This window comes from Arthrobacter sp. Y3221048, from assembly GCF_059092685.1.
The window spans coordinates 527,282-552,693 of sequence record NZ_JBNHHX010000002.1; the positions used below are offsets into that span (position 1 = coordinate 527,282).

The following is a 25,412-nucleotide window of genomic DNA, read 5'->3' on the forward strand; positions in this document are numbered from 1 at the left end:
CGCCCCAAGTGCGCCACGAAGGAGCCTCGAATGAACCAGGCATATTTGTATGACGCCGTCCGCACCCCCTTCGGCAAGTTCGGCGGTGCGCTGGCCGGTGTCCGCCCGGACGACCTGGCGGCCGAAGTCGTCAAGGCGGAAGTTTCCCGGGCCCCCGGCCTGGACCCGGAACGCATCGACGAGGTGATCTTCGGCAACGCCAACGGCGCCGGCGAAGAGAACCGGAACGTCGCGCGCATGGCCACGCTGCTGGCCGGCCTGCCCACCTCCATCCCGGGCACTACCGTGAACCGGCTGTGCGGCTCCAGCCTGGACGCCGCGATCATCGCCTCCCGGCAGATCAACGCCGGCGAAGGCGACCTGGTGCTGATCGGCGGCGTCGAGTCGATGAGCCGGGCGCCGTGGGTGCTGCCGAAGACCGAGAAGCCCTACCCGGCCGGCAACATGACGCTGGCGTCCACCACGCTGGGCTGGCGCCTGGTGAACAAGAAGATGCCCCAGGAATGGACCGTTTCCCTGGGCGAGGCCACCGAACAGTTGCGCGAGCGTCACGGCATCACCCGCGAACGGCAGGACGAGTTCGCCGCCGCCTCGCACCGGCTGGCCGACGAGGCCTGGAACGCGGGCAAGTACGACTCGATGGTGGTGCAGGTTCCGGGCACCGACCTGGCCCGCGACGAGTCCATCCGCCCCACCAGCACCGTTGACGTCCTGGCGGGGCTGAAGACCGTCTTCCGGCCGGTGGGCGACGGCCCCGAGGGCGGCACGGTCACGGCCGGCAACGCTTCGCCGCTGAACGACGGCGCTTCCGCGGCCTGGCTGGGCAGCGAGGCCGCCGCCGGGCTGCTGGGGACCGAGCCGCTGGCCCGGATCGCCGGCCGCGGCACCTCCGCCCTGGAACCGCAGTTCTTCGGGTTCGCGCCGGTGGAGGCCGCCAACCAGGCCGTCAAGCGGGCCGGGATCAACTGGTCCGATGTCGCCGCCGTCGAGCTCAATGAGGCATTCGCCGCGCAGTCGCTGGCCTGCATCGACAACTGGGACATCGACCCGGCGATCGTGAACGCCTGGGGCGGTGCCGTGGCCATCGGCCACCCGTTGGGCGCCTCGGGGATCCGCATCCTCGGTACGCTCGCCCGCCGCCTGCAGGAATCGGGCGACCGCTGGGGCGTGGCCGCCATCTGCATTGGCGTGGGCCAGGGCCTCGCCGTCGTGCTGGAAAACGTCAACTCAACCAAGAACTAAGGAGGTAAGCGAGTGGCTACATTCGCTGCTACTGCCCAGGACGCCGTGGCCGGCATCCAGGACGGCGCCACGGTGATGATCGGCGGCTTCGGCAACGCCGGCCAGCCGATGGAGCTGATCGACGCGCTCATGGACTGCGGCGCGACCGACCTGACCGTGGTGAACAACAACGCCGGGCAGGCGGACGCCGGCCTGGCGCTGCTGATCAAGGAGCGCAGGGTCAAGAAGATCATCTGCTCCTTCCCGCGCCAGTCCGACTCCTGGCACTTCGACACCGCCTACCGCGCCGGCGAAATCGAACTGGAGCTGGTGCCGCAGGGCAACCTGGCCGAACGTATCCGTGCCGCCGGCGCCGGGATCGGCGGCTTCTTCACGCCCACCGGTTACGGCACCATGCTGGCCGAGGGCAAGGAAACCCGCATGATCGACGGCAAGGGCTACGTGCTCGAGACCCCGATCCACGGCGACGTGGCGCTGATCAAGGCGCTGACCTCCGACAAGAAGGGCAACCTGGTCTACCGCAAGACCGCCCGCAACTTCGGACCGATCATGGCCGCCGCCGCCAAGAAGAGCATCGTCCAGGTCTCCGGCATCGTGGAGACCGGCCAACTGGATCCCGAGGTCATCGTGACTCCGGGCATCTACGTGGACACCGTCGTCGAAATTGCGCAGCAGGCCGCAGAGGGAGAGGCAAACCAGTGAGCGAGAAACTCAGCCGCGAAGACCTGGCCAGGCTGGTGGCCCGGGACATCCAGCCCGGTTCCTTCGTCAACCTCGGCATCGGCCAGCCGACGTCCGTCTCCAATTACCTGACCGCCGAACAGGACATCACCCTGCACACCGAGAACGGCATGCTGGGCATGGGCCCGGAGGCGCAGGGCGACGAGATCGACCAGGACCTGATCAACGCGGGCAAGGTCCCGGTCACCGAGGTGCCGGGGGCGTCCTACTTCCACCACGCCGACTCCTTCGCCATGATGCGCGGCGGCCACCTGGACGTCTGCGTGCTCGGCGCGTTCCAGGTCTCCGCCACCGGCGACCTGGCGAACTGGCATACCGGCGCACCCGATGCCATCCCCGCCGTCGGCGGTGCGATGGACCTGGCGACCGGGGCCAAGGATGTCTACGTGATGATGTCCCTGTTCACCAAGGACGGCAAGCCGAAGCTGGTTCCGGAATGCACCTACCCGCTCACGGGCGTGGGCTGCGTCACCCGCATATACACTAATGACGCTGTCTTCCTGATTACCGAGGAAGGCGTGCGCGTGCGCGAAACGTTCGGAACCACGCTTGAAGAACTGCAGTCCAAGATGGACATCAAGCTGCTTCCGCCCACCGAGTAACTGCAAAAAGGAACCATGACCGAGACCAAGACGCCGGGCGACCAGTTCGTCCAGTCGCTGGCCCGCGGATTGACCGTGATCAGGGCCTTCGACGCCGACAACGTCACCATGACGCTCAGCGAGGTCTCCAAGAGGACCGGCCTGACCCGTGCCACGGCGCGGAGGTTCCTGCACACCCTGGTCGACCTGGGCTATGTGCGCACGGACGGCCGTGTCTTCGAACTCACCGCTCTGGTGCTCCAGCTGGGGTATTCCTACCTTGCCGGGCAGAGTCTGCCCCAGCTGGTGCAGCCATTGCTGGAAGAGCTTTCCGCGGAGCTGCATGAATCCACCTCGGCGTCGATTCTCGACGGCGATGAGATCGTCTACATCGCCCGCATCCATACCCGGCGGATCATGACCGTGGGCATCATGGTGGGCACACGCTTCCCCGCCTATGCGACGTCGATGGGCCGCGTGCTGCTCGCCGGCCTGCCCGCCGATCGGCTGGAGGACTATCTGGCCTCCGCCGACCTGAAGCCGCTGACATCACGCACCATCGCCGACCCGGACAGGCTCCGGGCGGAGCTGGACAAGGTGCGGCGTCAGGGATGGGCGCTGGTGGACCAGGAGCTGGAGATCGGGCTGCGCTCCGTTGCGGTGCCGGTGCTGCATCCGGACGGTTCCGTGGCCGCCGCGTTGAACATGTCCATGCAGGCGTCGCTGGCAGACGGCACCCGGGACGTGGATGCCGTCGTCGCAGAAGCCCTGCCGAAGCTGCAGGCCGTCGCCGCCAAGATCACCGACGCCCTGCGCGCCCAGCAGTAGGCCCGCGCCCGGGCGTTGGCCACGCCGCCACCAGGAATTCCCCCAGGGAGGATCGCGTACATGGGAACACGCCGAACCGCCGGTCCGCTCCGAACTGCCGCCGGCCTGGCGGGAGAACTGCTCGTGACCATCGGGGGCATCCTCCTCCTCTACGTCATCTGGCAGCTGTGGTGGACCAACGTGGACGCCCAGGCGGCGCAGCAGGGCGCCGTCACCGCCCTGTCCCGGCAGTTTGCAGGTCCCACCGAGCCCGCCGCTGCCGCGGACTTCGGGCCGCCGCAGCCAGGCGAGCCGCCCGGGGACGGGGAGACCTTCGGCATCGTCTACATCCCGCGCTTCGGCGACGACTTCTCCGTGCCGGTCTCCGGGGGAGTGGGTCCCGAAGTCCTCGATTCGCTGGGCCTGGGCATGTACGCCGGGGCAGCGATGCCGGGGGAGGTCGGGAACTTCTCGGTGGCCGGCCATCGGCAGACGTACGGCAAGGTCCTGGACAGAATCGACGCGCTCCGGCCCGGGGACCACATTCACGTGCGTACCGCCGACGGGTACTTCAGCTACGTCTTCGAGGAGTACACCATCGTGACGCCGGACCGGACAGACGTGCTGCTGCCCGTGCCGGAACAACCCGGGGCCGAACCGGTCAGAGCGATGATGACGCTGACAACCTGTCATCCGAGGTTCGGCGACCAGGAGCGTTACATCGCCTACGCCGCGCTGGACTCCTGGCGCCCCGCCGACGCCGGGCCCCCTGCCGAAATCGCCGGCCTGGTCGCCGCGCAGGCAGGAGCCTGAGGTGTACGCCTGGATCTTCCGGAACCTGCCCGGCCCGCTCGCCGTGCGGCTCCTGCTGTCTCTGTTGCTGCTGGCGGCGGCCGTCCTGGTGCTCTTGGAGTTCGTCTTTCCCTGGATCAGTTCCCTCGGGCTGCTGGAGGGCGAGGCAACACTCAGCCCGGGACCGGGATAAGACGGGGATTGGGATTGGGATCGGGCAGGGCGCTAACCGTGGCGGGTTGCCGGCGGAACCCGTACACGACGTGTCGGTTAGCAGAATGTGTCCTGGATCATCTATATTTCTGCCAGGGCCGGTAGACGCCGGCCGACGCAGGGCGCCGAAAGTGATCGGATCGGCGCGATAACCGCCCTGCCAGGACAGCCGAGTTGGGGACAGGATTTTTCACGTGACATCACGACTGCGCACTGCACTGCTCACCGGCACCGTTGCCGGCGCCCTCGCCCTGGGCAGCGTTCCCGCCCACGCTGACAGCCAGGATCCGGCCGGACAGCAGGCCCCGATCCCCGGTGACACCGCTCCCGCACCGGGCCCGGACGCGGTTGCCGTCGGGACGGTTGTGTCGGAAGCTGCCGCGGGCGCGCCGGTTGAAGAAACTGCCGCTGCCGAGCCGGTTCAGGCGGAGCCGGAAGAGGCCCTGGCTGACGCCGTGGTTACCCTGCTGGTCGAGGCCCCCGCAGCGGATAACGACGGCGGGCCGTCGGACGGCGCCGACGGCACCGAGGGCACCGCCGGGGCTGCGGCCCCGATCGATTCCCACGCGGGTGGCGAAGCGGCGGCCTCCGCGGAAGATGCCTCGGCCGGGGAATCAACGCCGACACCGGCCCCGGAAACCATGCCCAATACTCCCGCCGACACGAATGCCCCTGCAGCGGAGCCGGCCACGGAGGTTGCGCCCGCACCGGTCGCTCCTCCCGCTATGGTCGAGTCGATTGTGGTGGGCGGACGTACCCTGACCCACAGGGACTTCAACATCCCGGATGACATCGCCGCCAGCGACGAGGAAACGGTCATGCGCTGGATGGAAGAGAACATGGACCTCGTGCTCGAGTCCGAGGGCATGACGTACCTGGTGGACCTCATGCTGGAGTACCTCATGGCGGGCGACCTTGATGGCCTGGCCGCCATGATCCGCGAAATGAGCGCATCCGATCCCGCTGCGGGGGAGGAACTCATCCTGTGGATGTACGAGCTGTTCGAAGGCATTGGAGAATGGCCCGGCGACTTCGGCGAGTGGCCGGTTGTCGACGAGCCCGCACCGGGTCAACCGGCCAAGGAAACAGTCGTCATCCCGGCCAGCCCGGCCGTGGTTCCGGCCGCGCAGCCCCTGCCGGCAGCACAGCCGGACGTGCCGCCGGTGGCCGTCCCGGCCGGTGCACTGGCAGAAACCGGTGCCGCCGGCACCGTCGGGCTGGCCTCGGGTGGACTGGGCCTGTTGCTGCTGGGCTCCGCCCTCATCTTCTGGCGGCGCCGAAGCGCCTGAGGTAGCCGTCCCGGTCCTGCCCCCGGACGTTCACCCGGCCGCCAACTGTCGTTGACCTTGGCATGGATGAATGTCCTGCGATGGATCCTGAGACACAGCGGCGGAAATTCCTGCCCGAAATCCAAGCCCTGCGCGCCCTTGCGGTGCTGTTGGTGGTGGCCTACCACCTGGAGCCGCGCTGGTTGCCCGGCGGATTCGTCGGAGTGGATGTCTTCTTCGTCATCTCCGGCTTCCTGATCACCGGCCACATGCTCCGCGAGGCGGCGGCCACCGGAACGCTGTCGCTGCGGTCATTCTGGGCGGCCCGCATCCGGCGCATCCTGCCCGCGGCGCTGCTGACCATCGCCGTCGTACTGGCGGCCACGCTGGCGCTGCTGCCCATGAGCCAGTGGGAGCGCATCGGTGGCCAGGCGCTGGCCTCCACCCTCTATGTCCAAAACTGGGTCCTGGCCGCCGGATCCGTCGACTACCTGGCGGCGACCGAGACGCCGACACCGCTTCAGCACTTCTGGTCCCTGGCCGTCGAGGAACAGTTCTATCTGCTGTGGCCGCTGCTGGTCTTGCTGGCCGTCTTCGCGGCGCGCCGCAGGCGGCAGGGCCGCTGGGGAGCGGGGCGCCGCCGGGGGGAGGAGCGGGTGGCACGGACGGCCGCCGCGATCTTCGCCGTCGTCGTCGCAGCGTCGCTGGCGTACGGCATCTGGGCCACCGCCGGCGGCAGCCCGGCCGCGTACTTCATCACGCCCACCCGGATATGGGAACTTGGGCTGGGCGGGCTGCTGGCCGCCCTGCACCAGGACCCGCGGCGCTGGCCCTACTTGCGCAGCATCCTGGCGGCTGCCGGCCTGGCCGCCATCGTGGCCTCGGCGTTCCTCTTCAACGCCAGCACGCCGTTCCCCGGGGCGGCGGCACTGCTGCCGGTGCTGGGCACCATCGCCGTCATCGCTGCCGGACGGACCAGCGGCCCGCTGTCCCTGCACCGCCTGGTGGACTGGCGGCCTGTCCAATGGACGGGGAACGTCTCCTACTCGCTCTACCTCTGGCACTGGCCCCTGATCGTGTTTTTCACGGTCCTGGCCGATAAAGAACCCGGGCCGGCCACCAGCCCGCTGCTGCTGGCCTGTTCCTTTGGCCTGGCCGCCCTGAGCTATTACTTCGTGGAAACACCGGTGCGCCGCTTTGGCTGGTTCAGCGCCAGCGCCTGGCGGCCGCTCGCCGCGGGTGCCGCGGCCACCGCGCTCGTCGGCACGCTGGCGTTCGTGCCGGCCGACCAGCAGGAACGCATCCTGGCCCAACGCGCCGAGGCGACGTCGGCGCTGCTGGCCGCCCCGCCGCAGGGGTTCGGGGTTGCCTCGATGTCGGAGGAGGGCCACCGCGCCTTCGCCACCGAGACCCCGCTGGTGGTCCCGGATCCTGCCCGGGCCGGAGCCGACCAGTCCGGCCTCGGCGATTGCGCCGTCAAGTCGATGGCCACCGAGACCAAGGAATGCACGTACGGGGACCCTGAGGGGGACTTCACCTTGGCGCTGGTGGGGGACTCGCACGCAGGCCACTGGTTCAAGGCCCTGGAGCCTGTTGCCCATGAGCGGGGATGGACCCTGCTGACGTATATCCATAATTCCTGCCCTTTCAGCGCGGAGCAGCGCAAGCTGGAAGCCCAGGGGGAATCCGTCTGCCAGGGGCCCAACGAACAGACCATGGAACGGCTGACGTCCCGCGGCGACGTGGACGCGGTCCTCACCTCGTACTATGCGGAGTCTTCCTTCGTCGACTCCGGCACGGGCCAGCGGCCCGGCGCGGCGGGCTTCGCCGAGTACTGGAACGAGCTCGCCGACGCCGGCGTCGACGTGTACGCGTTGAAGGACACGCCCCGCCCGCGCGAGGGCGCCATCGCCCGGGACTGCGTGGCGGTGAACTACGAGGACCCGGCCGAATGCGGCCAGCCCCGGAGCGACGGGCTCGACGGCAAGGACCTCACCGAGGATGCCGCCAGGCTGGCGCCGCGGACGCAGGTCATCGACATGTCCGCACACTTCTGTGACCGGGCGACCTGTCCCGCGGTGGTCGGCAACGTCCTGGTGTACCGGGACCTCAACCATGTCAGCGGCACGTACATGAAGACCCTTGCCGGGCCATTGGAGGCTGCGTTGCTGCAGGCCATGGAGCAGTGATGGGTGTAGAGGCAGCCGCCGGGGCCCTGTGTGCTCCGGGTCCGTTATTGTCTGATAGACTTTTCTTCGATTGTTTTGTGTGGCAGTGGATGAAGGCCGTTCCGTTTCACAGCGGGGCGGAGCCTGTTTCCGGTCCGCGGGGTTCTTGCGCGGAGAATGCCACACTTTTGCACGCCTACGGTCGCTTCAATTCGGCAGCGGGTGCGAAGACGACCGACAGTGCCTGGCCCTGCAAGTGAGGCGGGGCAAAGCCCAAGAAAAACGGAGAACACGAAAGTGCCTACGATTAACCAGCTGGTCCGCAAGGGCCGCTCACCCAAGGTCAATAAGACCAAGGCGCCTGCCCTTAAGGGCAGCCCGATGAAGCGCGGCGTTTGCACCCGCGTTTACACCACCACCCCGAAGAAGCCGAACTCTGCGCTCCGCAAGGTAGCCCGCGTCAAGCTCGCCGGCGGCATCGAAGTGACTGCCTACATCCCCGGTGTAGGCCACAACCTGCAGGAACACTCCATCGTGCTGGTGCGCGGCGGCCGTGTGAAGGACCTGCCCGGTGTCCGCTACAAGATCGTCCGCGGCGCCCTCGACACCCAGGGTGTCAAGAACCGCAAGCAGGCCCGCAGCCGCTACGGCGCGAAGATGGAGAAGAAGTAATATGCCTCGCAAGGGTCCGGCCCCCAAGCGGCCGCTAGTTGTAGATCCCGTCCACGGTTCCCCGTTGGTGACCCAGCTGATCAACAAGGTTCTTGTTGACGGCAAGAAGTCCACCGCAGAGCGCATCGTTTATGGTGCCCTCGACGGTGTGAAGGCCAAGTCCGGCGGCGATCCCGTTGCCGCCCTGAAGAAGGCCATGGACAACGTCCGCCCGACCCTGGAGGTCCGCTCCCGCCGCGTCGGCGGCGCCACCTACCAGGTTCCGGTTGAGGTCAAGCCGGGCCGTGCCACGGCCCTGGCCCTGCGCTGGCTGGTCGGCTACTCGAAGGCCCGCCGCGAGAAGACGATGACCGAGCGTCTCATGAACGAGATTCTGGATGCGTCGAACGGTCTCGGTGCCGCTGTGAAGCGTCGCGAAGACACCCACAAGATGGCCGAGTCCAACAAGGCCTTCGCCCACTACCGCTGGTAAAGAGCCGGTACGACGACGGCGCCAACCGCCGTCGTCGTACCCCTCACCTACAAAGGGAGACATTGTGGCACTGGACGTGCTAACCGACCTCACGAAGGTCCGCAATATCGGCATCATGGCCCACATCGATGCCGGCAAGACCACCACTACGGAACGCATCCTGTTCTACACGGGTGTGAACCACAAGCTCGGCGAAACTCACGACGGTGCGTCGACGACCGACTGGATGGAACAGGAAAAGGAACGCGGCATCACCATCACCTCCGCCGCGGTGACCTGCTTCTGGAACCAGAACCAGATCAACATCATCGACACCCCGGGCCACGTGGACTTCACGGTGGAGGTTGAGCGTTCGCTGCGCGTCCTCGACGGTGCTGTCGCTGTCTTCGACGGCAAGGAAGGCGTGGAGCCGCAGTCCGAGACTGTGTGGCGCCAGGCCGACAAGTACGAGGTTCCGCGCATCTGCTTCGTCAACAAGATGGACAAGCTGGGCGCCGACTTCTACTTCACGGTGGACACCATCATCAAGCGCCTCGGCGCCAAGCCGCTGGTCATGCAGCTGCCGATCGGTTCCGAGAACGACTTCATCGGCGTCGTCGACCTGCTGACCATGAAGGCCATGGTCTGGGAGGGTGACTCCAAGGGCGACGTTTCCATGGGTGCTGCCTACGAGACCCGGGAGATCCCCGAGGACCTGCAGGCCAAGGCCGAGGAATACCGCGCGCAGCTGGTGGAATCCGTTGCCGAGGCTTCCGAGGAACTCATGGAGAAGTACCTCGAAGGCGAAGAGATTTCCATCGACGAGTTGAAGGCCGGCATCCGCAAGATGGTCGTCAACTCGGAGATCTACCCGGTCTTCTGTGGTTCTGCCTTCAAGAACCGCGGCGTGCAGCCGATGCTGGACGCCGTCATCGACTACCTGCCCTCTCCGGTCGACGTTCCCTCGATGGTCGGTCACGACCCGAAGAACGAGGAAGTCGAGCTGACCCGCAAGCCGAACGAGGACGAGCCGTTCTCCGCGCTGGCGTTCAAGATCGCGGCGCACCCGTTCTTCGGCCAGTTGACCTACATCCGCGTCTACTCGGGCAAGGCCACCTCCGGCACCCAGCTGCTGAACTCCACCAAGGGCAAGAAGGAACGCGTTGGCAAGCTGTTCCAGATGCACGCCAACAAGGAGAACCCGGTGGAGGAGATGCACGCCGGGCACATCTACGCGGTGATCGGCCTGAAGGACACCACCACCGGCGACACCCTGTGTGCCGTAGACGCCCCGATCGTCCTCGAGTCGATGTCCTTCCCGGAGCCGGTGATCTTCGTGGCCATCGAGCCGAAGACCAAGGGCGACCAGGAGAAGCTTTCCACGGCTATCCAGAAGCTCTCCGCCGAGGACCCGACGTTCACCGTTTCGCTGAACGAAGAGACCGGCCAGACCGAAATCGGCGGCATGGGCGAGCTGCACCTGGACATCCTGGTGGACCGCATGCGCCGCGAGTTCAAGGTCGAGGCCAACGTGGGCAAGCCCCAGGTTGCCTACCGTGAAACCATCAAGAAGGCTGTCGAGAAGGTCGACTTCACCCACAAGAAGCAGACGGGTGGATCCGGCCAGTTCGCGAAGGTCCAGGTTTCCTTTGAGCCGCTGGACACCACCGACGGCACCTTCTACGAGTTCGAGAACAAGGTCACCGGTGGCCGTATTCCGCGCGAATACATCCCCTCGGTCGACGCTGGCATCCAGGATGCCATGCAGCTCGGCATCCTGGCCGGCTACCCGCTGGTCGGAGTCAAGGCCATCCTGCTCGACGGCGCATACCACGACGTCGACTCTTCGGAAATGGCCTTCAAGATCGCTGGTTCCCAGGTCTTCAAGGAAGGCGCACGCCGCGCCAACCCGGTCCTGCTCGAGCCGCTGATGGCCGTCGAAGTACGTACCCCTGAGGAATACATGGGCGACGTGATCGGCGACCTGAACTCCCGCCGTGGACAGATCCAGTCCATGGAGGACGCTAGCGGCGTGAAGGTTGTGCGCGCTAACGTTCCGCTTTCCGAGATGTTCGGCTACATCGGCGACCTGCGTTCCAAGACGCAGGGCCGCGCGGTGTACTCGATGCAGTTCGAAAGCTACTCTGAGGTCCCGAAGGCTGTTGCCGACGAGATCATCCAGAAGACGCGCGGCGAGTAAAACCCCATAGGTGGCGGGTCCTTATGCGTAAGGACCCGGCACGCCGTGCAGGCGGCCGGTTCACGCAGCCGGCCGCCAGCACAACCCACTGACGGAACCGCGCAAGTTTTGCCGGTTCCTGACGGAACCAGTAATTTCACCAAACACAAAAGCCCGAAGTAGACTTGTTCAAGTTTCGGCCGTGACAATCGCGTCCGGAGAGCAAATCTTCTCAACACGTTCTAGGAGGAACCCGTGGCGAAGGCAAAGTTCGAGCGGACTAAGCCGCACGTCAACATTGGTACCATCGGTCACGTTGACCACGGTAAGACCACGTTGACCGCTGCCATTTCCAAGGTGCTTGCTGACAAGTACCCCGATCTCAACGAGCAGCGTGACTTCGCAGCTATCGACTCTGCCCCGGAAGAGCGCCAGCGCGGTATCACCATCAACATCTCGCACGTCGAGTACCAGACCGAGAAGCGCCACTACGCACACGTGGACGCCCCCGGCCACGCTGACTACATCAAGAACATGATCACCGGTGCCGCCCAGATGGACGGCGCGATCCTGGTGGTTGCCGCGACTGACGGCCCGATGGCCCAGACCCGCGAGCACGTTCTGCTGGCCCGCCAGGTTGGCGTTCCCACGCTGCTGGTGGCCCTGAACAAGTCGGACATGGTTGAGGACGAGGAACTGCTCGACCTGGTCGAAATGGAAGTCCGTGAGCTGCTCAGCTCGCAGGAGTTCGACGGCGACAACGCACCGGTCATCCGCACTTCCGGCCTGAAGGCCCTGGAAGGCGACGCCCAGTGGGTCAAGTCCGTCGAGGACCTGATGGACGCCGTTGACGAGTACATCCCGGACCCGGTCCGCGACAAGGACAAGCCGTTCCTGATGCCGGTTGAAGACGTCTTCACCATCACCGGCCGCGGCACCGTGGTGACCGGCCGCGCCGAGCGCGGTACCCTCGCCATCAACTCCGAGGTCGAGATCGTCGGCATCCGCCCGGTGCAGAAGACCACCGTTACCGGTATCGAGATGTTCCACAAGCAGCTCGACGAAGCATGGGCGGGCGAGAACTGTGGCCTGCTGCTGCGCGGTATCAAGCGCGAAGACGTGGAGCGCGGCCAGGTTATCGTGAAGCCGGGTTCGATCACCCCGCACACCGACTTCGAGGCCAACGTCTACATCCTGTCCAAGGATGAAGGCGGCCGCCACAACCCGTTCTACTCGAACTACCGTCCGCAGTTCTACTTCCGCACCACCGACGTGACCGGCGTTATCACGCTGCCGGAAGGCACCGAAATGGTCATGCCGGGCGACAACACTGAGATGACCGTTGAGCTCATCCAGCCGATCGCCATGGAAGAGGGCCTCGGCTTCGCTATCCGTGAAGGCGGCCGCACCGTTGGTTCGGGCCGCGTCACCAAGATCACCAAGTAACTTTGTGATCTGCTGACCGGAGATCTCCGGTCGGAGGCAAGAGAACCCCCGCCGTCTCAGGACGGCGGGGGTTCTCTCTTTAACTTTGCGGGGCGAGTGCGAAGCCTGGCACCGCCTCAACCGCGGCCGTGTACCACCGTGCGGGTGGGCCGGGGCCCCGGCTGTCTTGTTCCCGCCGGGTTCAGATGGTTTGGTGCAGGCAGAGAATGTTGCCCTCCGAGTCCGGGAACCAGGCGCAGCGCTGGTGGCCGGTGACCGCGATGTGGTTGACGGTCTTGAGGCCCGGCAGGTCGTAGTCCGCGAAGTCGACGCCGCGGCTGGCCAGTTCGGACATTTCGGTTTCCAAATCGGCAACCTCGAAGCTGATAGAGGTGTGGTCCGACGTGTCGGCGTCCGGTCGGACGATGAGTTCTACCGCGGTGGAGCCGTCGCTGGAGAACAGGAACGAGTCCTCTCCGAGCGGTCCGGCGGGCTGCAAGCCGAGGGAATTTTGGTAGAACGCGCGCGCCCGATCCATGTCCTTCACGGGCAGGACCGTTGTCATGGTGTGGGTGCTGAGCATGGTTGTCCGGCTTCCTGGGAGCGTCTGCGGTGGACACTCCCAGAATAGTCGTGGCCGGGGTCCCGGGAATTGGAGGACGGGCACGAATTTTGACCGGCAACCAGTAGGATCGGGACCATGGAATGGCTGATCGTGTGGATCGTCCTGGGCCTGGTCGCCGCGGTGGTCGGAGCGGTGTCCTGGGGCAGGCGGTACTTCCGCCATGAATTGGACCGTGCCCGCCGGATCCGGCGCGCCAACGGCGGGCGGTAGCCCAAGACGCCTGCGGTATCGAAGGCGCCGGCGGGACGTCAGGCCTGGCTCGGTGCGGCCACGGCCGTCGCCGATTGCCCGGACGCCGTGCCTGCGCCGGCACGGCGACGGCGCGCTGCCACATCCTTCAGCCAGTGGAAGGACGCCTTGCAGATCCGCTGCTGGGTGCCGAAGTCCACGTACACCAGGCCGAAGCGCTGGCTGTACCCTGCCGCCCATTCGAAGTTGTCCATCAGCGTCCAGACGTAGTAGCCGCGCAGGTCGATGCCGGCCGCCGGCCCGTCCGGCGCCGTCGCGGTGAGCGCGGCCTCCAGGTGCGTGGCCAGGTAGTCGATCCGCCGCACGTCGGCAACGGACGGCTCCTTCGTCAGGGCATCGCGGACCACCACATCCTTGAAGCTGGCGCCGCCCTCGGTGATGTAGACCGGCGGCAGGTTGGGGTAGCGCTCCGCCATCTGGGCCAAGGCAACCTGCAGGTAGTCTGGTGCCACGGGCCAGCCGAATTCTGTCCGTTCATAACCCGGCCACGCTGCCAGATGGAACGGCAGGTCGCCGCCCTGCTCCCAGAGCAACTCGGGCAGGCCCTCGGGGATCGCCTCGGGACCGGTCAGCGGTCCCGGGCCGATGCCGATTCTGGTGGGGAAGTAGTAGTTCAGCCCGTAGAAATCCAGCGGCTGGCTCATCACCGCCAGGTCTTCGTCCGGAATTTCGCGCAGGTACTGGAGCGCGGGTTTGAGCACCGGGTTGAATGACGGGTAGCGGCCCAGCAGGACAGGGTCCGAAAACATGCCGTTGTGGAGCACATCGAACAGTTCCACCAGCACATCGTGGGCCAGCCCTTCCTTGGCGCCGACCACGGGGGAGTAGACGTTGGTGATGCCGGCCTCGCCCGCGATCCCGCCGGCCCGCAGGGCCGAGAGGCTGAGCCCGTGGGCGAGGATGAGATGGTGCGCGGCCGGCAGGGCATCGAACAGCCCGGCCTGGCCGGGCGCATGGACGCCGAGGCCGTAGCCGTTAAGGGTGACAGTGGTCGGCTCGTTGATCGTTACCCAGCGGTCCACCCGGTCGCCGAACTTGTCCGCGGCAATGGCCGCGAAGTCGGCCAGCCGGTAGGCCGTATCCCGGTTCAGCCAACCACCCGCATGCTCCAGCGGCAGCGGGGTGTCCCAGTGGTAGAGCGTGCACATCGGTGAGATGCCCCGCGCCAGCAGCTCATCCAGCAGGCGGTCGTAGAAATCGATGCCCTGCTGGTTGACCGGCCCCTGTCCGCCGGGCTGGATCCGCGGCCAGGACAGCGAGAACCGGTAGGAGTCAACGCCGAGCTCCGCCATCAGCCCGACGTCCTCCGGCATCCGGTGGTAGTGGTCGCAGGCAGCATCCGCCGTCGCGCCGCCGGCAATCCGCCCGGGCTCATGCGAGAACGCGTCCCAGCCGGACGGTCCGCGCCCGTCTTCGGCCACGGCGCCCTCGATCTGGAACGCCGCCGTCGCCACGCCCAGGGTAAAGTCGGACGGGATCAATGCCGCCAGGCGCCCGCTGTCCATTGCCATTCGCTGTCGTCCTCCGTAAACCTGGTCCTCCCGCCTTGCGGGGCCCGCTGGAGCGGGCTGGCACCAGCATCGCACTGGCCGGCAGGTCCGCGCCATAGCGGCGCAGCTGCCGGCGACGGCGGCGGGGAACCTGCCGCCCGGCGGCGGGGTGCGGCGCCCGAGGGCGGGGCCGCGGCTCCGTGGCTGATCCTTCGGCCCGGAGGCACCGGGCCGGGGGCCGATTCGCAATCACGGCCAAAGTCTGCCACACTAGATGAGTTGTTCAAGCGCTTTTGCATGTCTTCGTGCGAAGCTGGGTCCCGCCCGGGATAATGCCCGGGGCAGGGTCAGGCTCCACAGATTTCAAAGCCCAAATATAACCCACCCTCCATTTTGAGCGGGCGGAGTGCGCAGAATGTTCGCGACACGCCCGACCGCGGGGGTCGGAGCCTCAGCAGGGTGAGGAACCCGGATTCATCCGGATTCAGTCTGCCGGAGGAGCGCCAGGCCAGGAGCGATCCAGCCGTTGGGGCGCATCAGGAGAAAGTCAACAGAGCAGCACTGAGAAAGAGAGCGGAGACGCCATGGCGGGACAGAAAATCCGCATCCGTCTGAAGTCATATGACCATGAGGTCATTGATGTTTCAGCACGGAAGATCGTCGAGACGGTCACGCGTGCAGGCGCAACGGTAGTGGGCCCCGTGCCGCTGCCCACCGAGAAGAACGTGTACTGCGTTATCCGGTCGCCGCACAAGTACAAGGACAGCCGGGAGCACTTTGAAATGCGCACCCACAAGCGGCTGATCGACATTATCGATCCCACGCCCAAGGCCGTCGATTCGCTGATGCGGCTCGACCTGCCGGCGGACGTGAACATCGAAATCAAGCTGTAGGGGAGTGAGTCATTTGTCTACCACTACACGCCAAGTAAAGGGACTGCTGGGCACCAAGCTCGGCATGACCCAGGTCTGGGACGAGAACAACCGGCTCATCCCGGTCACCGTCGTCAAGGCCGACTCCAACGTCATCACCCAGCTGCGCTCTGCGGACGTCGACGGCTACACCGCCGTCCAGATTGGCTACGGCCAGATCGACCCGCGCAAGGTGACCAAGCCGCTGGCCGGCCACTTCGAAAAGGCCGGGGTTACCCCGCGCCGCCACGTGGTTGAGCTGCGCACCGCCGATGCCGGCTCCTACGAGCTGGGCCAGGAACTCTCCGTGGAACTGTTCGAGACCGGCCAGAAGGTCGACGTCGTCGGAACCACCAAGGGCAAGGGCTTCGCCGGTGTCATGAAGCGTCACGGCTTCGCCGGTGTGGGTGCCTCGCACGGCGCGCACAAGAACCACCGCAAGCCCGGTTCCATTGGTGGCGCGTCCACTCCGGGCCGCGTTTTCAAGGGCATGCGCATGTCCGGCCGCATGGGTGCCGTCCGCCAGACCACGCTGAACCTGACCGTTCACGCTGTGGACACCGAGAACTCGCTGCTCTTGATCAAGGGTGCCGTTCCCGGTGCCCGCGGCTCGGTCGTTCTCGTCCGTTCCGCTGTGAAGGGAGCCTAGTTCAATGGCTAACACGCTCAAGGTTGACCTGCCTGCAGAGATCTTCGACGTCCAGACCAACGTGCCGCTGCTGCACCAGGTCGTCGTCGCACAGCTCGCTGCTGCCCGGCAGGGAACCCACAAGACCAAGACCCGCGCCGAGGTTTCCGGTGCCGGCCGCAAGCCGTTCAAGCAGAAGGGCACCGGCCGCGCCCGCCAGGGTTCGATCCGCGCCCCGCACATGACCGGCGGCGGCGTCGTGCACGGTCCGACCCCGCGCGACTACAGCCAGCGCACCCCCAAGAAGATGAAGGCCGCTGCCTTGCGCGGCGCCCTCTCCGACCGGGCACGCAACGGCCGCATCCATGTGGTGGAGGCACTGGTTGCCGGCGACAAGCCGTCCACCAAGGCCGCTACCGAGGCCCTGCGCGCCATCTCCGACCGCAAGAACCTGCTCGTAGTCATCGAGCGCGCCAACGATGTGGCGGCCCTGAGCCTGCGCAACATCGAGGGTGTTCACACCATTTACGTGGATCAGCTGAACACCTACGACGTGCTGGTTTCCGACGACGTGGTCTTCACCCAGGCCGCCTACGAGGCGTTCATCGCAGCTAAAGCAACTGCCAAGGAGGACGCCAAGTGAGCGCGACCACCACAAAAGATCCCCGCGACGTGATCCTTGCTCCCGTCGTTTCGGAGAAGAGCTACGGCCTGATCGACGAAGGTAAGTACACCTTCCTGGTCGACCCCCGCTCGAACAAGACCGAGATCAAGCTGGCCGTGGAGAAGATTTTCTCCGTCAAGGTCGACTCGATCAACACCATCAACCGTGCCGGTAAGCGCAAGCGGACCAAGTTCGGATGGGGACAGCGCAAGGACACCAAGCGCGCCATTGTCACCCTGAAGGAAGGCACAATCGACATCTTCGGCGGTCCGCTTTCTTAAGCGGAGACCACTTTAACGAGGAATTGAACTATGGGAATCCGTAAATACAAGCCGACTACACCGGGCCGTCGCGGCTCGAGCGTGGCCGACTTCGCTGAAATCACGCGATCGACGCCGGAAAAGTCGTTGCTGCGCCCGCTGACCAAGTCAGGTGGACGTAACAACTCCGGCAAGATCACTACCCGCCACAAGGGCGGCGGACACAAGCGCCAGTACCGTCTGATCGACTTCCGTCGTCACGACAAGGACGGCGTGCCCGCCAAGGTCGCTCACATCGAGTACGACCCGAACCGCACCGCGCGGATCGCCCTGCTGCACTACGTTGATGGCACCAAGCGCTACATCCTGGCTCCGGCCAAGCTGAAGCAGGGAGACACGGTTGAGGCCGGCGCCAGCGCCGACATCAAGCCGGGCAACAACCTGCCGCTGCGCAACATCCCCGTCGGTACGGTCATCCACGCTGTGGAGCTGCGTCCGGGCGGCGGTGCCAAGATGGCCCGCTCCGCCGGTGCCTCCGTCCAGTTGGTGGCCAAGGAAGGCAAGTACGGCCAGCTCCGCCTGCCGTCCGGCGAAATCCGCAACGTTGATGTGCGCTGCCGCGCAACCATCGGCGAGGTGGGCAATGCCGAGCAGTCCAACATCAGCTGGGGCAAGGCCGGCCGCATGCGCTGGAAGGGCGTCCGCCCGACCGTCCGCGGTGTGGCCATGAACCCGATCGACCACCCGCACGGTGGTGGCGAGGGCAAGACCTCCGGTGGCCGCCACCCGGTCAACCCGAACGGCAAGCCCGAGGGCCGCACCCGCCGCCCGAACAAGGAAAGCGACCGCCTGATTGTGCGTCGCCGTCGTACTGGCAAGAACAAGCGATAGGAGCCTGGGAACATGCCACGCAGCCTGAAGAAAGGCCCCTTCGTCGATCAGCACCTCTTCGTGAAGGTAGCTGCAGAGAACGAAAAGGGCACCAAGAACGTCATCAAGACGTGGTCCCGCCGTTCGATGATCGTGCCCGACATGCTCGGACACACGATCGCCGTACACGACGGACGCAAGCACATCCCGGTGTTTGTCACTGAGTCGATGGTCGGGCACAAGCTCGGCGAATTCGCCCCGACGCGGACCTTCCGCGGCCATGTGAAGGACGACCGCAAGGGCAAGCGCCGCTAGGCGCTGCTCTGACGGCAGAAGACGAGAGAAGGAAAGCAATGGAAGCCAAGGCTATTGCGCGCCATATTCGCGTGACGCCTATGAAGGCCCGGCGCGTCGTCAACCTTGTTCGTGGCAAGCAGGCGAATGAGGCTCTGGCAATTCTGAAGTTTGCCCCGCAGGCAGCTTCGGAGCCGGTCAGCAAGGTACTCGCGTCGGCAGTCGCCAACGCCCGCGTTATCGCGGACCGTGACGGCGTCGCCTTTGACGAGAGCGACCTGTACATCAGCGAAGCATTCGTAGATGAAGGCCCCACCATGAAGCGGTTCCAGCCACGCGCCCAGGGGCGTGCCTACCGCATCAAGAAGCGGACCAGCCACATCACGCTTGTTGTCGCTACCCCGGAGAAAGAGGAGGACCAGTAAGTGGGACAGAAAGTAAACCCGCACGGATTCCGACTCGGTATCACCACCGACCATGTCTCCCACTGGTTCGCTGACAGCAACAAGGCCGGCCAGCGCTACAAGGACTTTGTCCGCGAGGACGTGAAGATCCGCCAGCTGATGTCCACGGGCATGGACCGCGCGGGCATCGCGAAGGTTGAGATCGAGCGTACCCGTGACCGCGTGCGTGTGGATATCCACACCGCCCGCCCCGGCATCGTCATCGGCCGCCGCGGCGCCGAAGCAGACCGCATCCGCGGCGAGCTGGAGAAGCTCACCGGCAAGCAGGTGCAGCTGAACATCCTCGAGGTCAAGAACCCGGAGATCGAAGCGCAGCTGGTTGCCCAGGGCATCGCCGAGCAGCTGACCTCCCGCGTGGCCTTCCGCCGCGCCATGAAGAAGGCCATGCAGTCCGCCACCCGGGCCGGCGCCAAGGGCATCCGTGTCCAGTGCTCCGGTCGCCTCGGCGGCGCCGAAATGAGCCGTTCGGAGTTCTACCGCGAAGGCCGTGTGCCCCTGCACACCCTGCGGGCGAACATCGACTACGGCTTCTTCGAGGCCAAGACCACGTTCGGCCGCATCGGCGTCAAGGTCTGGATCTACAAGGGCGACGTGACCGCGAAGGAACTGGCGGCCCAGCAGGCTGCCGCTCCGTCCTCGCGCGGCCGTGGCGACCGTCCGGGCCGCCCCGCTGCCGGTGGCGAGCGCCGTCGTCGTAATGACCGTGCTGCCGCTCCCGCCGCAGGCGAGGGCGCAGCCAAGGCCGAGGCACCTGCCGCTGAGGCAGCAGCGCCGGCAGCAGAAGGAGGACAAGCTTAAATGCTTATCCCACGTCGAGTTAAGTTCCGTAAGCAGCACCACCCGGGTCGTTCCGGCGCTGCTTCCGGCGGCACCGAGGTCAGCTTCGGCGAGTGGGGTATCCAGGCTCTGACGCCGGCATACGTCACCAACCGCCAGATCGAAGCAGCCCGTATTGCGATGACCCGCCACATCAAGCGTGGCGGCAAGGTTTGGATCAACATTTATCCGGACCGCCCGCTGACCAAGAAGCCTGCCGAAACCCGCATGGGTTCCGGTAAGGGTTCGCCGGAATGGTGGGTCGCAAACGTCAAGCCGGGACGGGTTCTGTTCGAACTGTCCGGTGTCAATGAAGAGGTAGCTCGCGAGGCCCTGCGCCTGGCGATCCACAAGCTGCCGTTGAAGGCACGCATTGTGCGTCGCGAAGGTGGTGAATAGAAATGGCAGTTGGTTCAAAGGAACTGGCAACCGATCAGCTCGAGACTTTCGATAAGGACCGTCTCGCAGAGGAGCTGCGCAAGGCCAAGGAGGAGCTGTTCAACCTCCGTTTCCAGTCCGCCACCGGTCAGCTGGAAAACCACGGCCGCCTGAAGGCCGTCAAGCGGGACATCGCGCGCATCTACACCGTGCTGCGTGAGCGCGAGCTCGGCATTCGTCCCGAGGTCGAGGCTTCTGCGGAAGCTCCGGCCGAGGAGAAGAAGGCCAAGAAGGCTAAGAAGTCTGAAAAGGCCGCCGAAGCCGAAACCGCCGAGACCGAAACCCCCGCTTCGGAGGATGAGGCCAAGTGAGCGAAAACACGAACAAGGATGCAACTGTGGAAGAAGCCACTCAGGCTCGCGGTTACCGTAAGACCGCCCGCGGCTACGTCGTCTCGGACAAGATGGAAAAGACCATCGTGGTCGAGGTTGAGGACCGCGTGAAGCACGCGCTGTACGGCAAGGTGATCCGCCGGACCGAGAAGCGCAAGGCCCACGACGAGCAGAACGCCGCCGGCATCGGCGACCTGGTTCTGATCGCCGAGACCCGGCCGCTGTCCGCCACCAAGCGGTGGCGCCTGGTCGAGATCATCGAAAAGGCCAAGTAGGACTTACGTCCTGCGTGCGGGGCCCGCCTGCCGAGCGGGCGGGCCCCGCACCCTTAAGTTTCCCTTCCGGCACGAACTGGATCCCGGTCCGCCGGAGCAGCCGGAAGGGTTTGGAAGGGGCTGTGGTTTCGGCCGCAGAACCTTTGAAAAGTACAAGCCCCTGGCCGTGATTTCACGTCCGGGGTGTCTTGGTCATAAACTAGTAATCTTGCCTGTGCCGTTTGGAAAGACCATCCATCCTTCCGCATGGACAGAATAGGCAAATTCCCGCAACCGCCTTCGGACCGCACACGCGTGTGGCCAGGGGGAGTTACGGTGCGGGCTACCCATATCCGTTCCGCAAGGCTCAGTAATGAGAACCGGCGCGACGACAGGAGTAATAAGTGATTCAGCAGGAGTCGCGACTGAAGGTCGCCGACAACACGGGGGCCAAGGAAATCTTGACCATCCGCGTTCTCGGTGGATCCGGCCGTCGCTACGCAGGCATTGGCGACACCATTGTTGCCACCGTCAAGGATGCAATTCCGGGCGGCAACGTCAAGAAGGGTGACATCGTCAAGGCTGTCATCGTTCGCACCAAGAAGGAACGCCGCCGTGCGGATGGTTCCTACATCAAGTTCGATGAGAACGCAGCCGTGATCCTCAAGAACGACGGCGACCCCCGCGGTACCCGTATCTTCGGCCCGGTCGGCCGTGAGCTTCGCGACAAGAAGTTCATGAAGATCATCTCGTTGGCTCCGGAGGTGCTGTAGTCCATGGCTAAGTACAAGATCAAGAAGGGTGACCTCGTTCAGGTCATCACCGGTGCCAAGGCTGAGCGCGGCGGCGACCGCGGCAAGCAGGGCAAGGTCCTGAAGGTGTTCACGGAGTCCAACCGTGTGCTGGTCGAAGGCGTCAACCGCGTCACCAAGCACACCAAGGCCGGGCAGTCGGAACGCGGCACGAAGACCGGTGGCATCGAGACCGTTGAGGCCCCGATCCACATCTCGAACGTGGCGATCGTCGATCCCGAGACCAAGAAGCCGACCCGCGTTGGCTACCGCACCGAAACCGTCGAGCGTGATGGCCGTGAGCGCACTGTGCGTATCCGCGTGTCCAAGGCCTCCGGGAAGGACCTCTAATGACTGAGACTGTCACCAAGATCGTCCCCCGTCTGAAGACTCGCTACGCCGGCGAGATCAAGCAGGCCCTGCGGGACGAGTTCAAGTACGAGAACGTGAACCAGGTTCCCCGCCTGGTCAAGGTCGTTGTCAACATGGGTGTCGGAGATGCCGCCAAGGACTCCAAGCTCATCGACGGCGCCGTGCGCGACCTGACCCAGATCACCGGTCAGAAGCCGCAGATCACCAAGGCCCGCAAGTCCATCGCCCAGTTCAAGCTGCGCGAAGGCATGCCGATCGGCGCCCACGCGACGCTGCGCGGCGACCGCATGTGGGAATTCGTGGACCGCCTGGTCACCCTGGCCTTGCCCCGTATCCGCGATTTCCGCGGCCTCAACGGCAAGCAGTTTGACGGCAACGGCAACTACACCTTCGGTCTGACCGAACAGTCCATGTTCCACGAGATCGATCAGGACAAGATCGACCGCGTGCGCGGTATGGACATCACCGTAGTGACCACTGCAAAGACCGATGACGAGGGCCGCGCGCTGCTGAAGGCGCTGGGCTTCCCGTTCAAGACCGAAGATTAATTAGCTACGTGAAAGGTCCCGCCCCGGCGCCCAGTGCTGACCGGAGCGAGGAAACCGTTACGAGGAAGGGCAAGAGCCCACAATGACTATGACAGATCCTGTCGCAGACATGCTCACGCGTCTGCGCAACGCCAACTCGGCATACCACGACTCAGTGTCGATGCCGTACAGCAAGCTCAAGGCTCGCGTCGCCGACATCCTGAAGGCCGAGGGCTACATCGCCGGCTGGAAGGAAGAAGAGGCCGAGGTTGGCAAGAAGCTGACCCTGGAACTCAAGTTCGGTCCGAACCGCGAGCGTTCCATCGCCGGCATCCGCCGCATCTCCAAGCCCGGTCTGCGCGTTTACGCGAAGTCCACCAACCTGCCGCACGTACTCGGTGGCCTGGGCATCGCAATCCTGTCCACCTCTTCCGGACTGATGACTGATCGTCAGGCCGGCAAGAAGGGCGTGGGCGGCGAAGTCCTCGCTTACGTCTGGTAACGGAAAGGAAGAGATTAAATGTCACGTATTGGACGTCTCCCCATCACCGTTCCCGCAGGCGTTGAGGTCAAGGTCGACGGCAACGTCGTCTCCGTCAAGGGCGCCAAGGGCGAGCTGAGCCACACTCTGGCTTCGCCCATCACGGCTTCCCTGGAAGAGAACACCATCACCGTCTCCCGCCCGAACGACGAGCGCGAATCCCGGTCCCTGCACGGCCTGACCCGCACGCTGATCAACAACATGATCGTCGGCGTCACCGAGGGCTACAAGAAGGACCTCGAGATCGTCGGCACCGGTTACCGTGTGCAGGCCAAGGGCTCGGACCTCGAGTTCGCCCTGGGCTTCAGCCATCCGGTGATCGTCAACGCACCCGAGGGAATCACCTTCGCCGTGGAGGGCGCCACCAAGCTCTCCGTCTCCGGTATCAACAAGCAGCAGGTCGGCGAAGTTGCTGCCAACATCCGCAAGCTGCGCAAGCCCGACCCCTACAAGGGCAAGGGCGTTCGCTACGCCGGCGAGCAAATCCGCCGCAAGGTCGGAAAGGCTGGTAAGTAAACCATGGCGATCAGCATTAATAAGAAGCGGACCTCGAAGTCCAAGTCCGCAGCACGCGGCCGCCGCCACCTGCGCGTCCGCAAGCGCATCACCGGTACCGCGGTCCGTCCGCGCCTGGTGGTCAACCGCTCCGCACGCCACATCTTTGTCCAGGTTGTCGATGACAGCAAGGGCATCACCGTGGCTTCCGCTTCCACCATGGAAGCCGACCTGCGGGCGCTTGACGGCGACAAGTCCGCCAAGGCAAAGCGCGTCGGTGAGCTCGTTGCCGAGCGTGCCAAAGCTGCCGGTGTTGAGGCCGTGGTCTTCGACCGCGGCGGCAACCGGTACCACGGCCGTATCGCAGCGGTTGCCGACGGCGCACGTGAAGGTGGGCTGGCACTGTGACCGCTGAGAACAACGAAAAGGAAACTCAGGTGACTGAAGCAACTGAGACCGCTGCCGCGGGATCCGCTGAAACCACCGCTGCTTCCGGCCAGGAGGACCGCCGCGGCGGCCGTCGTGGCGAACGCGGTGGCAGCGACCGTGGTGGCAACGACCGTGGCGGCCGCGGCCGTGGCCGCGACAACGCACGCGATGCCGAGAAGGACAAGTTCCTCGAGCGCGTCGTCACCATCAACCGCGTGTCCAAGGTCGTCAAGGGCGGCCGCCGCTTTAGCTTCACGGCTCTGGTAGTTGTCGGCGACGGCAACGGCATGGTCGGCGTGGGCTACGGCAAGGCCAAGGAAGTTCCGGCAGCGATCGCCAAGGGCGTGGAAGAGGCCAAGAAGTCCTTCTTCCGCGTGCCGATCATCGCCGGCACCGTCCCGCACCAGGTGCAGGGCGAAGCCGCTGCAGGCGTTGTCATGCTGCGTCCGGCTGCTGCCGGTACCGGTGTGATCGCCGGTGGTCCGGTCCGCGCCGTACTCGAGTGCGCCGGTATCCACGACGTGCTTTCCAAGTCGCTTGGCTCGGCCAACGCGATCAACATTGTGCACGCTACAGTCGATGCGCTGCGTCGCCTGGAGGAGCCCCGCTCCGTGGCTGCCCGCCGTGGCCTGCCGCTGGACGAGGTTGCTCCGGCTATCCTGCTGCGCAACATGCAGAAGGCAGGTGCGTAATGACCACACCCAAGAATCTGACTCCGTCGGATGCCCAGTTGGAAATCACGCAGATCAAGTCCGTCATTGGCGGCAAGCAGAACCAGCGCGACACGCTGCGTTCACTGGGCCTGAAGCGCATCGGACACACCGTTGTCCGCAGCGCCGATGCAGTGACCGTCGGCATGGTCAACACTGTTTCTCACCTGGTGAAGGTTGAGGAGGCGAAGTAAAGATGGCAGAAGAGAACAAAACTCTGAAGGTCCACCACCTGCGTCCTGCCCCCGGTGCCAAGACCGCCAAGACCCGTGTCGGTCGTGGCGAAGGCTCCAAGGGCAAGACCGCCGGTCGCGGTACCAAGGGCACGAAGGCCCGCTACCAGGTCAAGGCTGGCTTTGCCGGCGGCCAGCTGCCGCTGCACATGCGCCTGCCGAAGCTGCGCGGCTTCAAGAACCCGTTCAAGGTGGAGTTCCAGGTTGTGAACCTGGACAAGCTCAGCGAGCTGTTCCCCGAGGGCGGCGAAGTGACCGTGGAGGCCCTGGTGGCCAAGGGCGCGGTTCGCAAGAACCAGCCCGTGAAGGTCCTGGGCACCGGCGACATCACCGTCAAGGTCGATGTGAAGGTTGACGCCTTCTCCGCCAGTGCCGCTGAAAAGATCGCCGCCGCCGGCGGCACCGTGACGGCGCTCTAGCAGCCCGTGACAGGTGGGGACTTTTAGCAGCCTCTGACTGAACTCGTGGTGGCCGGTTTAC

Annotated in this window: 35 protein-coding genes; 33 read left to right on the forward strand and 2 right to left on the reverse strand. The window is 65.3% G+C overall.

Annotated elements, in window-relative coordinates; genetic code table 11:
- Positions 1–30 precede the first annotated feature (30 nt).
- The 12 genes from AC5RVS_RS07105 to tuf all read left to right on the forward strand — a co-directional run bounded on the left by AC5RVS_RS07105 (position 31) and on the right by tuf (position 12,560).
- Entirely contained in the window at positions 31–1,242 is a 1,212-nt protein-coding gene (locus AC5RVS_RS07105) for a thiolase family protein (protein ID WP_493989365.1), read from the forward strand.
- Positions 1,243–1,254: 12 nt separating this feature from the next.
- Positions 1,255–1,944 (forward strand): 3-oxoacid CoA-transferase subunit A, encoded by a 690-nt coding sequence (locus AC5RVS_RS07110; RefSeq protein WP_493989364.1) that lies wholly within the window; start codon positions 1,255–1,257, stop codon positions 1,942–1,944.
- Positions 1,941–2,585, forward strand: a complete 645-nt coding sequence (locus tag AC5RVS_RS07115) for a 3-oxoacid CoA-transferase subunit B (protein WP_493989363.1) — start codon at positions 1,941–1,943, stop codon at positions 2,583–2,585. Before AC5RVS_RS07110 ends, AC5RVS_RS07115 begins: the two co-directional genes overlap by 4 nt.
- 15 nt (positions 2,586–2,600) lie before the next feature.
- Positions 2,601–3,392, forward strand: a complete 792-nt coding sequence (locus AC5RVS_RS07120) for an IclR family transcriptional regulator domain-containing protein (RefSeq protein WP_493989362.1) — start codon at positions 2,601–2,603, stop codon at positions 3,390–3,392.
- A 60-nt stretch (positions 3,393–3,452) separates the two neighbouring features.
- Positions 3,453–4,184 (forward strand): class E sortase, encoded by a 732-nt coding sequence (locus AC5RVS_RS07125; RefSeq protein ID WP_493989361.1) that lies wholly within the window; start codon positions 3,453–3,455, stop codon positions 4,182–4,184.
- A 1-nt stretch (position 4,185) separates the two neighbouring features.
- Positions 4,186–4,356, forward strand: coding sequence for a hypothetical protein (locus AC5RVS_RS07130; RefSeq protein WP_493989360.1), 171 nt, complete (start codon positions 4,186–4,188; stop codon positions 4,354–4,356).
- Between the two features lie 214 nt (positions 4,357–4,570).
- Positions 4,571–5,665 (forward strand): LPXTG cell wall anchor domain-containing protein, encoded by a 1,095-nt coding sequence (locus AC5RVS_RS07135; RefSeq protein WP_493989359.1) that lies wholly within the window; start codon positions 4,571–4,573, stop codon positions 5,663–5,665.
- Between the two features lie 80 nt (positions 5,666–5,745).
- Positions 5,746–7,833 (forward strand): acyltransferase family protein, encoded by a 2,088-nt coding sequence (locus tag AC5RVS_RS07140; RefSeq protein ID WP_494107635.1) that lies wholly within the window; start codon positions 5,746–5,748, stop codon positions 7,831–7,833.
- A gap of 276 nt (positions 7,834–8,109) precedes the next feature.
- Positions 8,110–8,484, forward strand: a complete 375-nt coding sequence (rpsL, locus tag AC5RVS_RS07145; RefSeq protein WP_127511055.1) for a 30S ribosomal protein S12 — start codon at positions 8,110–8,112, stop codon at positions 8,482–8,484.
- A gap of 1 nt (position 8,485) precedes the next feature.
- Positions 8,486–8,956, forward strand: a complete 471-nt coding sequence (rpsG, locus tag AC5RVS_RS07150) for a 30S ribosomal protein S7 (RefSeq protein ID WP_127511056.1) — start codon at positions 8,486–8,488, stop codon at positions 8,954–8,956.
- 64 nt (positions 8,957–9,020) lie between these two features.
- On the forward strand, positions 9,021–11,135 hold the full coding sequence (gene fusA, locus AC5RVS_RS07155; protein ID WP_493989357.1) for an elongation factor G: 2,115 nt from the start codon (positions 9,021–9,023) through the stop codon (positions 11,133–11,135).
- 234 nt (positions 11,136–11,369) lie between these two features.
- A complete protein-coding gene (gene tuf, locus AC5RVS_RS07160) occupies positions 11,370–12,560 on the forward strand; it encodes an elongation factor Tu (protein WP_493940539.1) in 1,191 nt (396 codons plus the stop codon).
- 181 nt (positions 12,561–12,741) lie between these two features.
- Here the strand turns inward: tuf and AC5RVS_RS07165 are convergent, their stop codons facing one another.
- Positions 12,742–13,122 (reverse strand): VOC family protein, encoded by a 381-nt coding sequence (locus AC5RVS_RS07165; protein ID WP_494107636.1) that lies wholly within the window; start codon positions 13,120–13,122, stop codon positions 12,742–12,744.
- A 117-nt stretch (positions 13,123–13,239) separates the two neighbouring features.
- Between AC5RVS_RS07165 and AC5RVS_RS07170 the strand changes: the two genes are divergently transcribed.
- Complete coding sequence (locus AC5RVS_RS07170; protein WP_493989355.1) at positions 13,240–13,374, forward strand: hypothetical protein; 135 nt, start codon at positions 13,240–13,242, stop codon at positions 13,372–13,374.
- Positions 13,375–13,412: 38 nt separating this feature from the next.
- On the opposite strand, the gene AC5RVS_RS07175 is transcribed toward AC5RVS_RS07170, so the two are convergent.
- Positions 13,413–14,924, reverse strand: a complete 1,512-nt coding sequence (locus AC5RVS_RS07175) for a GH1 family beta-glucosidase (protein WP_494107637.1) — start codon at positions 14,922–14,924, stop codon at positions 13,413–13,415.
- Between the two features lie 563 nt (positions 14,925–15,487).
- Between AC5RVS_RS07175 and rpsJ the strand changes: the two genes are divergently transcribed.
- The 20 genes from rpsJ to rplO all read left to right on the forward strand — a co-directional run bounded on the left by rpsJ (position 15,488) and on the right by rplO (position 25,351).
- Positions 15,488–15,796, forward strand: a complete 309-nt coding sequence (rpsJ, locus tag AC5RVS_RS07180; RefSeq protein ID WP_003803825.1) for a 30S ribosomal protein S10 — start codon at positions 15,488–15,490, stop codon at positions 15,794–15,796.
- Between the two features lie 13 nt (positions 15,797–15,809).
- A complete protein-coding gene (gene rplC / locus AC5RVS_RS07185) occupies positions 15,810–16,463 on the forward strand; it encodes a 50S ribosomal protein L3 (protein ID WP_493979219.1) in 654 nt (217 codons plus the stop codon).
- A gap of 4 nt (positions 16,464–16,467) precedes the next feature.
- Positions 16,468–17,085 (forward strand): 50S ribosomal protein L4, encoded by a 618-nt coding sequence (gene rplD, locus AC5RVS_RS07190; protein WP_493989352.1) that lies wholly within the window; start codon positions 16,468–16,470, stop codon positions 17,083–17,085.
- Entirely contained in the window at positions 17,082–17,387 is a 306-nt protein-coding gene (gene rplW, locus AC5RVS_RS07195) for a 50S ribosomal protein L23 (protein ID WP_493941555.1), read from the forward strand. Before rplD ends, rplW begins: the two co-directional genes overlap by 4 nt.
- A gap of 30 nt (positions 17,388–17,417) precedes the next feature.
- Positions 17,418–18,257 (forward strand): 50S ribosomal protein L2, encoded by an 840-nt coding sequence (gene rplB, locus AC5RVS_RS07200; protein ID WP_493979217.1) that lies wholly within the window; start codon positions 17,418–17,420, stop codon positions 18,255–18,257.
- 12 nt (positions 18,258–18,269) lie between these two features.
- Positions 18,270–18,551 (forward strand): 30S ribosomal protein S19, encoded by a 282-nt coding sequence (rpsS, locus tag AC5RVS_RS07205; RefSeq protein WP_074701289.1) that lies wholly within the window; start codon positions 18,270–18,272, stop codon positions 18,549–18,551.
- Between the two features lie 38 nt (positions 18,552–18,589).
- On the forward strand, positions 18,590–18,955 hold the full coding sequence (gene rplV / locus AC5RVS_RS07210; RefSeq protein ID WP_136784918.1) for a 50S ribosomal protein L22: 366 nt from the start codon (positions 18,590–18,592) through the stop codon (positions 18,953–18,955).
- On the forward strand, positions 18,956–19,792 hold the full coding sequence (gene rpsC, locus AC5RVS_RS07215; protein WP_493989351.1) for a 30S ribosomal protein S3: 837 nt from the start codon (positions 18,956–18,958) through the stop codon (positions 19,790–19,792). It begins immediately after the preceding gene.
- The gene (rplP, locus tag AC5RVS_RS07220) at positions 19,793–20,209 is read left to right on the forward strand and encodes a 50S ribosomal protein L16 (RefSeq protein ID WP_493979215.1); all 417 of its coding nucleotides are present in this window, start codon (positions 19,793–19,795) and stop codon (positions 20,207–20,209) included.
- 2 nt (positions 20,210–20,211) lie between these two features.
- Positions 20,212–20,559: a 50S ribosomal protein L29 gene (gene rpmC, locus AC5RVS_RS07225; RefSeq protein ID WP_494107638.1), complete on the forward strand. Its 348-nt coding sequence runs from the start codon at positions 20,212–20,214 to the stop codon at positions 20,557–20,559.
- Positions 20,556–20,855 (forward strand): 30S ribosomal protein S17, encoded by a 300-nt coding sequence (gene rpsQ, locus AC5RVS_RS07230; protein WP_493989349.1) that lies wholly within the window; start codon positions 20,556–20,558, stop codon positions 20,853–20,855. Before rpmC ends, rpsQ begins: the two co-directional genes overlap by 4 nt.
- A gap of 383 nt (positions 20,856–21,238) precedes the next feature.
- Positions 21,239–21,607 (forward strand): 50S ribosomal protein L14, encoded by a 369-nt coding sequence (gene rplN / locus AC5RVS_RS07235; protein ID WP_127511069.1) that lies wholly within the window; start codon positions 21,239–21,241, stop codon positions 21,605–21,607.
- 3 nt (positions 21,608–21,610) lie between these two features.
- Entirely contained in the window at positions 21,611–21,976 is a 366-nt protein-coding gene (gene rplX, locus AC5RVS_RS07240; protein ID WP_493979212.1) for a 50S ribosomal protein L24, read from the forward strand.
- A complete protein-coding gene (gene rplE, locus AC5RVS_RS07245; protein ID WP_493989348.1) occupies positions 21,976–22,545 on the forward strand; it encodes a 50S ribosomal protein L5 in 570 nt (189 codons plus the stop codon). The genes rplX and rplE overlap by 1 nt, the downstream gene beginning before the upstream one ends.
- 82 nt (positions 22,546–22,627) lie before the next feature.
- Positions 22,628–23,026 carry a 30S ribosomal protein S8 gene (gene rpsH, locus AC5RVS_RS07250; protein WP_136784914.1) on the forward strand — a complete coding sequence of 133 codons (399 nt, stop codon included), beginning with the start codon at positions 22,628–22,630 and terminating at the stop codon, positions 23,024–23,026.
- Positions 23,027–23,044: 18 nt separating this feature from the next.
- Positions 23,045–23,581, forward strand: coding sequence for a 50S ribosomal protein L6 (gene rplF, locus AC5RVS_RS07255; protein WP_493979210.1), 537 nt, complete (start codon positions 23,045–23,047; stop codon positions 23,579–23,581).
- A 3-nt stretch (positions 23,582–23,584) separates the two neighbouring features.
- The gene (rplR, locus tag AC5RVS_RS07260; RefSeq protein ID WP_127511074.1) at positions 23,585–23,968 is read left to right on the forward strand and encodes a 50S ribosomal protein L18; all 384 of its coding nucleotides are present in this window, start codon (positions 23,585–23,587) and stop codon (positions 23,966–23,968) included.
- Positions 23,965–24,681, forward strand: coding sequence for a 30S ribosomal protein S5 (gene rpsE, locus AC5RVS_RS07265; protein WP_493989347.1), 717 nt, complete (start codon positions 23,965–23,967; stop codon positions 24,679–24,681). The genes rplR and rpsE overlap by 4 nt, the downstream gene beginning before the upstream one ends.
- On the forward strand, positions 24,681–24,893 hold the full coding sequence (gene rpmD, locus AC5RVS_RS07270; RefSeq protein ID WP_127511076.1) for a 50S ribosomal protein L30: 213 nt from the start codon (positions 24,681–24,683) through the stop codon (positions 24,891–24,893). The genes rpsE and rpmD overlap by 1 nt, the downstream gene beginning before the upstream one ends.
- A gap of 2 nt (positions 24,894–24,895) precedes the next feature.
- Positions 24,896–25,351 (forward strand): 50S ribosomal protein L15, encoded by a 456-nt coding sequence (rplO, locus tag AC5RVS_RS07275; protein WP_494107639.1) that lies wholly within the window; start codon positions 24,896–24,898, stop codon positions 25,349–25,351.
- The last annotated feature ends 61 nt before the right edge of the window (positions 25,352–25,412 follow it).

Coding starts and splice junctions, on each gene's coding strand:
- rplB (WP_493979217.1), top strand. CDS start 17,418: ATGGGAATCCGTAAATACAAGCCGACTACACCGGGCCGTCGCGGCTCG.
- AC5RVS_RS07120 (WP_493989362.1), top strand. CDS start 2,601: ATGACCGAGACCAAGACGCCGGGCGACCAGTTCGTCCAGTCGCTGGCC.
- AC5RVS_RS07140 (WP_494107635.1), top strand. CDS start 5,746: ATGGATCCTGAGACACAGCGGCGGAAATTCCTGCCCGAAATCCAAGCC.
- rpmC (WP_494107638.1), top strand. CDS start 20,212: ATGGCAGTTGGTTCAAAGGAACTGGCAACCGATCAGCTCGAGACTTTC.
- rplD (WP_493989352.1), top strand. CDS start 16,468: ATGGCTAACACGCTCAAGGTTGACCTGCCTGCAGAGATCTTCGACGTC.
- AC5RVS_RS07175 (WP_494107637.1), bottom strand. CDS start 14,924: ATGGCAATGGACAGCGGGCGCCTGGCGGCATTGATCCCGTCCGACTTT.
- rplX (WP_493979212.1), top strand. CDS start 21,611: ATGGCTAAGTACAAGATCAAGAAGGGTGACCTCGTTCAGGTCATCACC.
- rplO (WP_494107639.1), top strand. CDS start 24,896: ATGGCAGAAGAGAACAAAACTCTGAAGGTCCACCACCTGCGTCCTGCC.
- rpsG (WP_127511056.1), top strand. CDS start 8,486: ATGCCTCGCAAGGGTCCGGCCCCCAAGCGGCCGCTAGTTGTAGATCCC.
- rplV (WP_136784918.1), top strand. CDS start 18,590: ATGGAAGCCAAGGCTATTGCGCGCCATATTCGCGTGACGCCTATGAAG.
- rpsH (WP_136784914.1), top strand. CDS start 22,628: ATGACTATGACAGATCCTGTCGCAGACATGCTCACGCGTCTGCGCAAC.
- rplP (WP_493979215.1), top strand. CDS start 19,793: ATGCTTATCCCACGTCGAGTTAAGTTCCGTAAGCAGCACCACCCGGGT.
- rplF (WP_493979210.1), top strand. CDS start 23,045: ATGTCACGTATTGGACGTCTCCCCATCACCGTTCCCGCAGGCGTTGAG.
- AC5RVS_RS07165 (WP_494107636.1), bottom strand. CDS start 13,122: ATGCTCAGCACCCACACCATGACAACGGTCCTGCCCGTGAAGGACATG.
- rpsJ (WP_003803825.1), top strand. CDS start 15,488: ATGGCGGGACAGAAAATCCGCATCCGTCTGAAGTCATATGACCATGAG.
- rpmD (WP_127511076.1), top strand. CDS start 24,681: ATGACCACACCCAAGAATCTGACTCCGTCGGATGCCCAGTTGGAAATC.
- rplR (WP_127511074.1), top strand. CDS start 23,585: ATGGCGATCAGCATTAATAAGAAGCGGACCTCGAAGTCCAAGTCCGCA.
- rpsS (WP_074701289.1), top strand. CDS start 18,270: ATGCCACGCAGCCTGAAGAAAGGCCCCTTCGTCGATCAGCACCTCTTC.
- AC5RVS_RS07105 (WP_493989365.1), top strand. CDS start 31: ATGAACCAGGCATATTTGTATGACGCCGTCCGCACCCCCTTCGGCAAG.
- AC5RVS_RS07125 (WP_493989361.1), top strand. CDS start 3,453: ATGGGAACACGCCGAACCGCCGGTCCGCTCCGAACTGCCGCCGGCCTG.
- rplE (WP_493989348.1), top strand. CDS start 21,976: ATGACTGAGACTGTCACCAAGATCGTCCCCCGTCTGAAGACTCGCTAC.
- AC5RVS_RS07170 (WP_493989355.1), top strand. CDS start 13,240: ATGGAATGGCTGATCGTGTGGATCGTCCTGGGCCTGGTCGCCGCGGTG.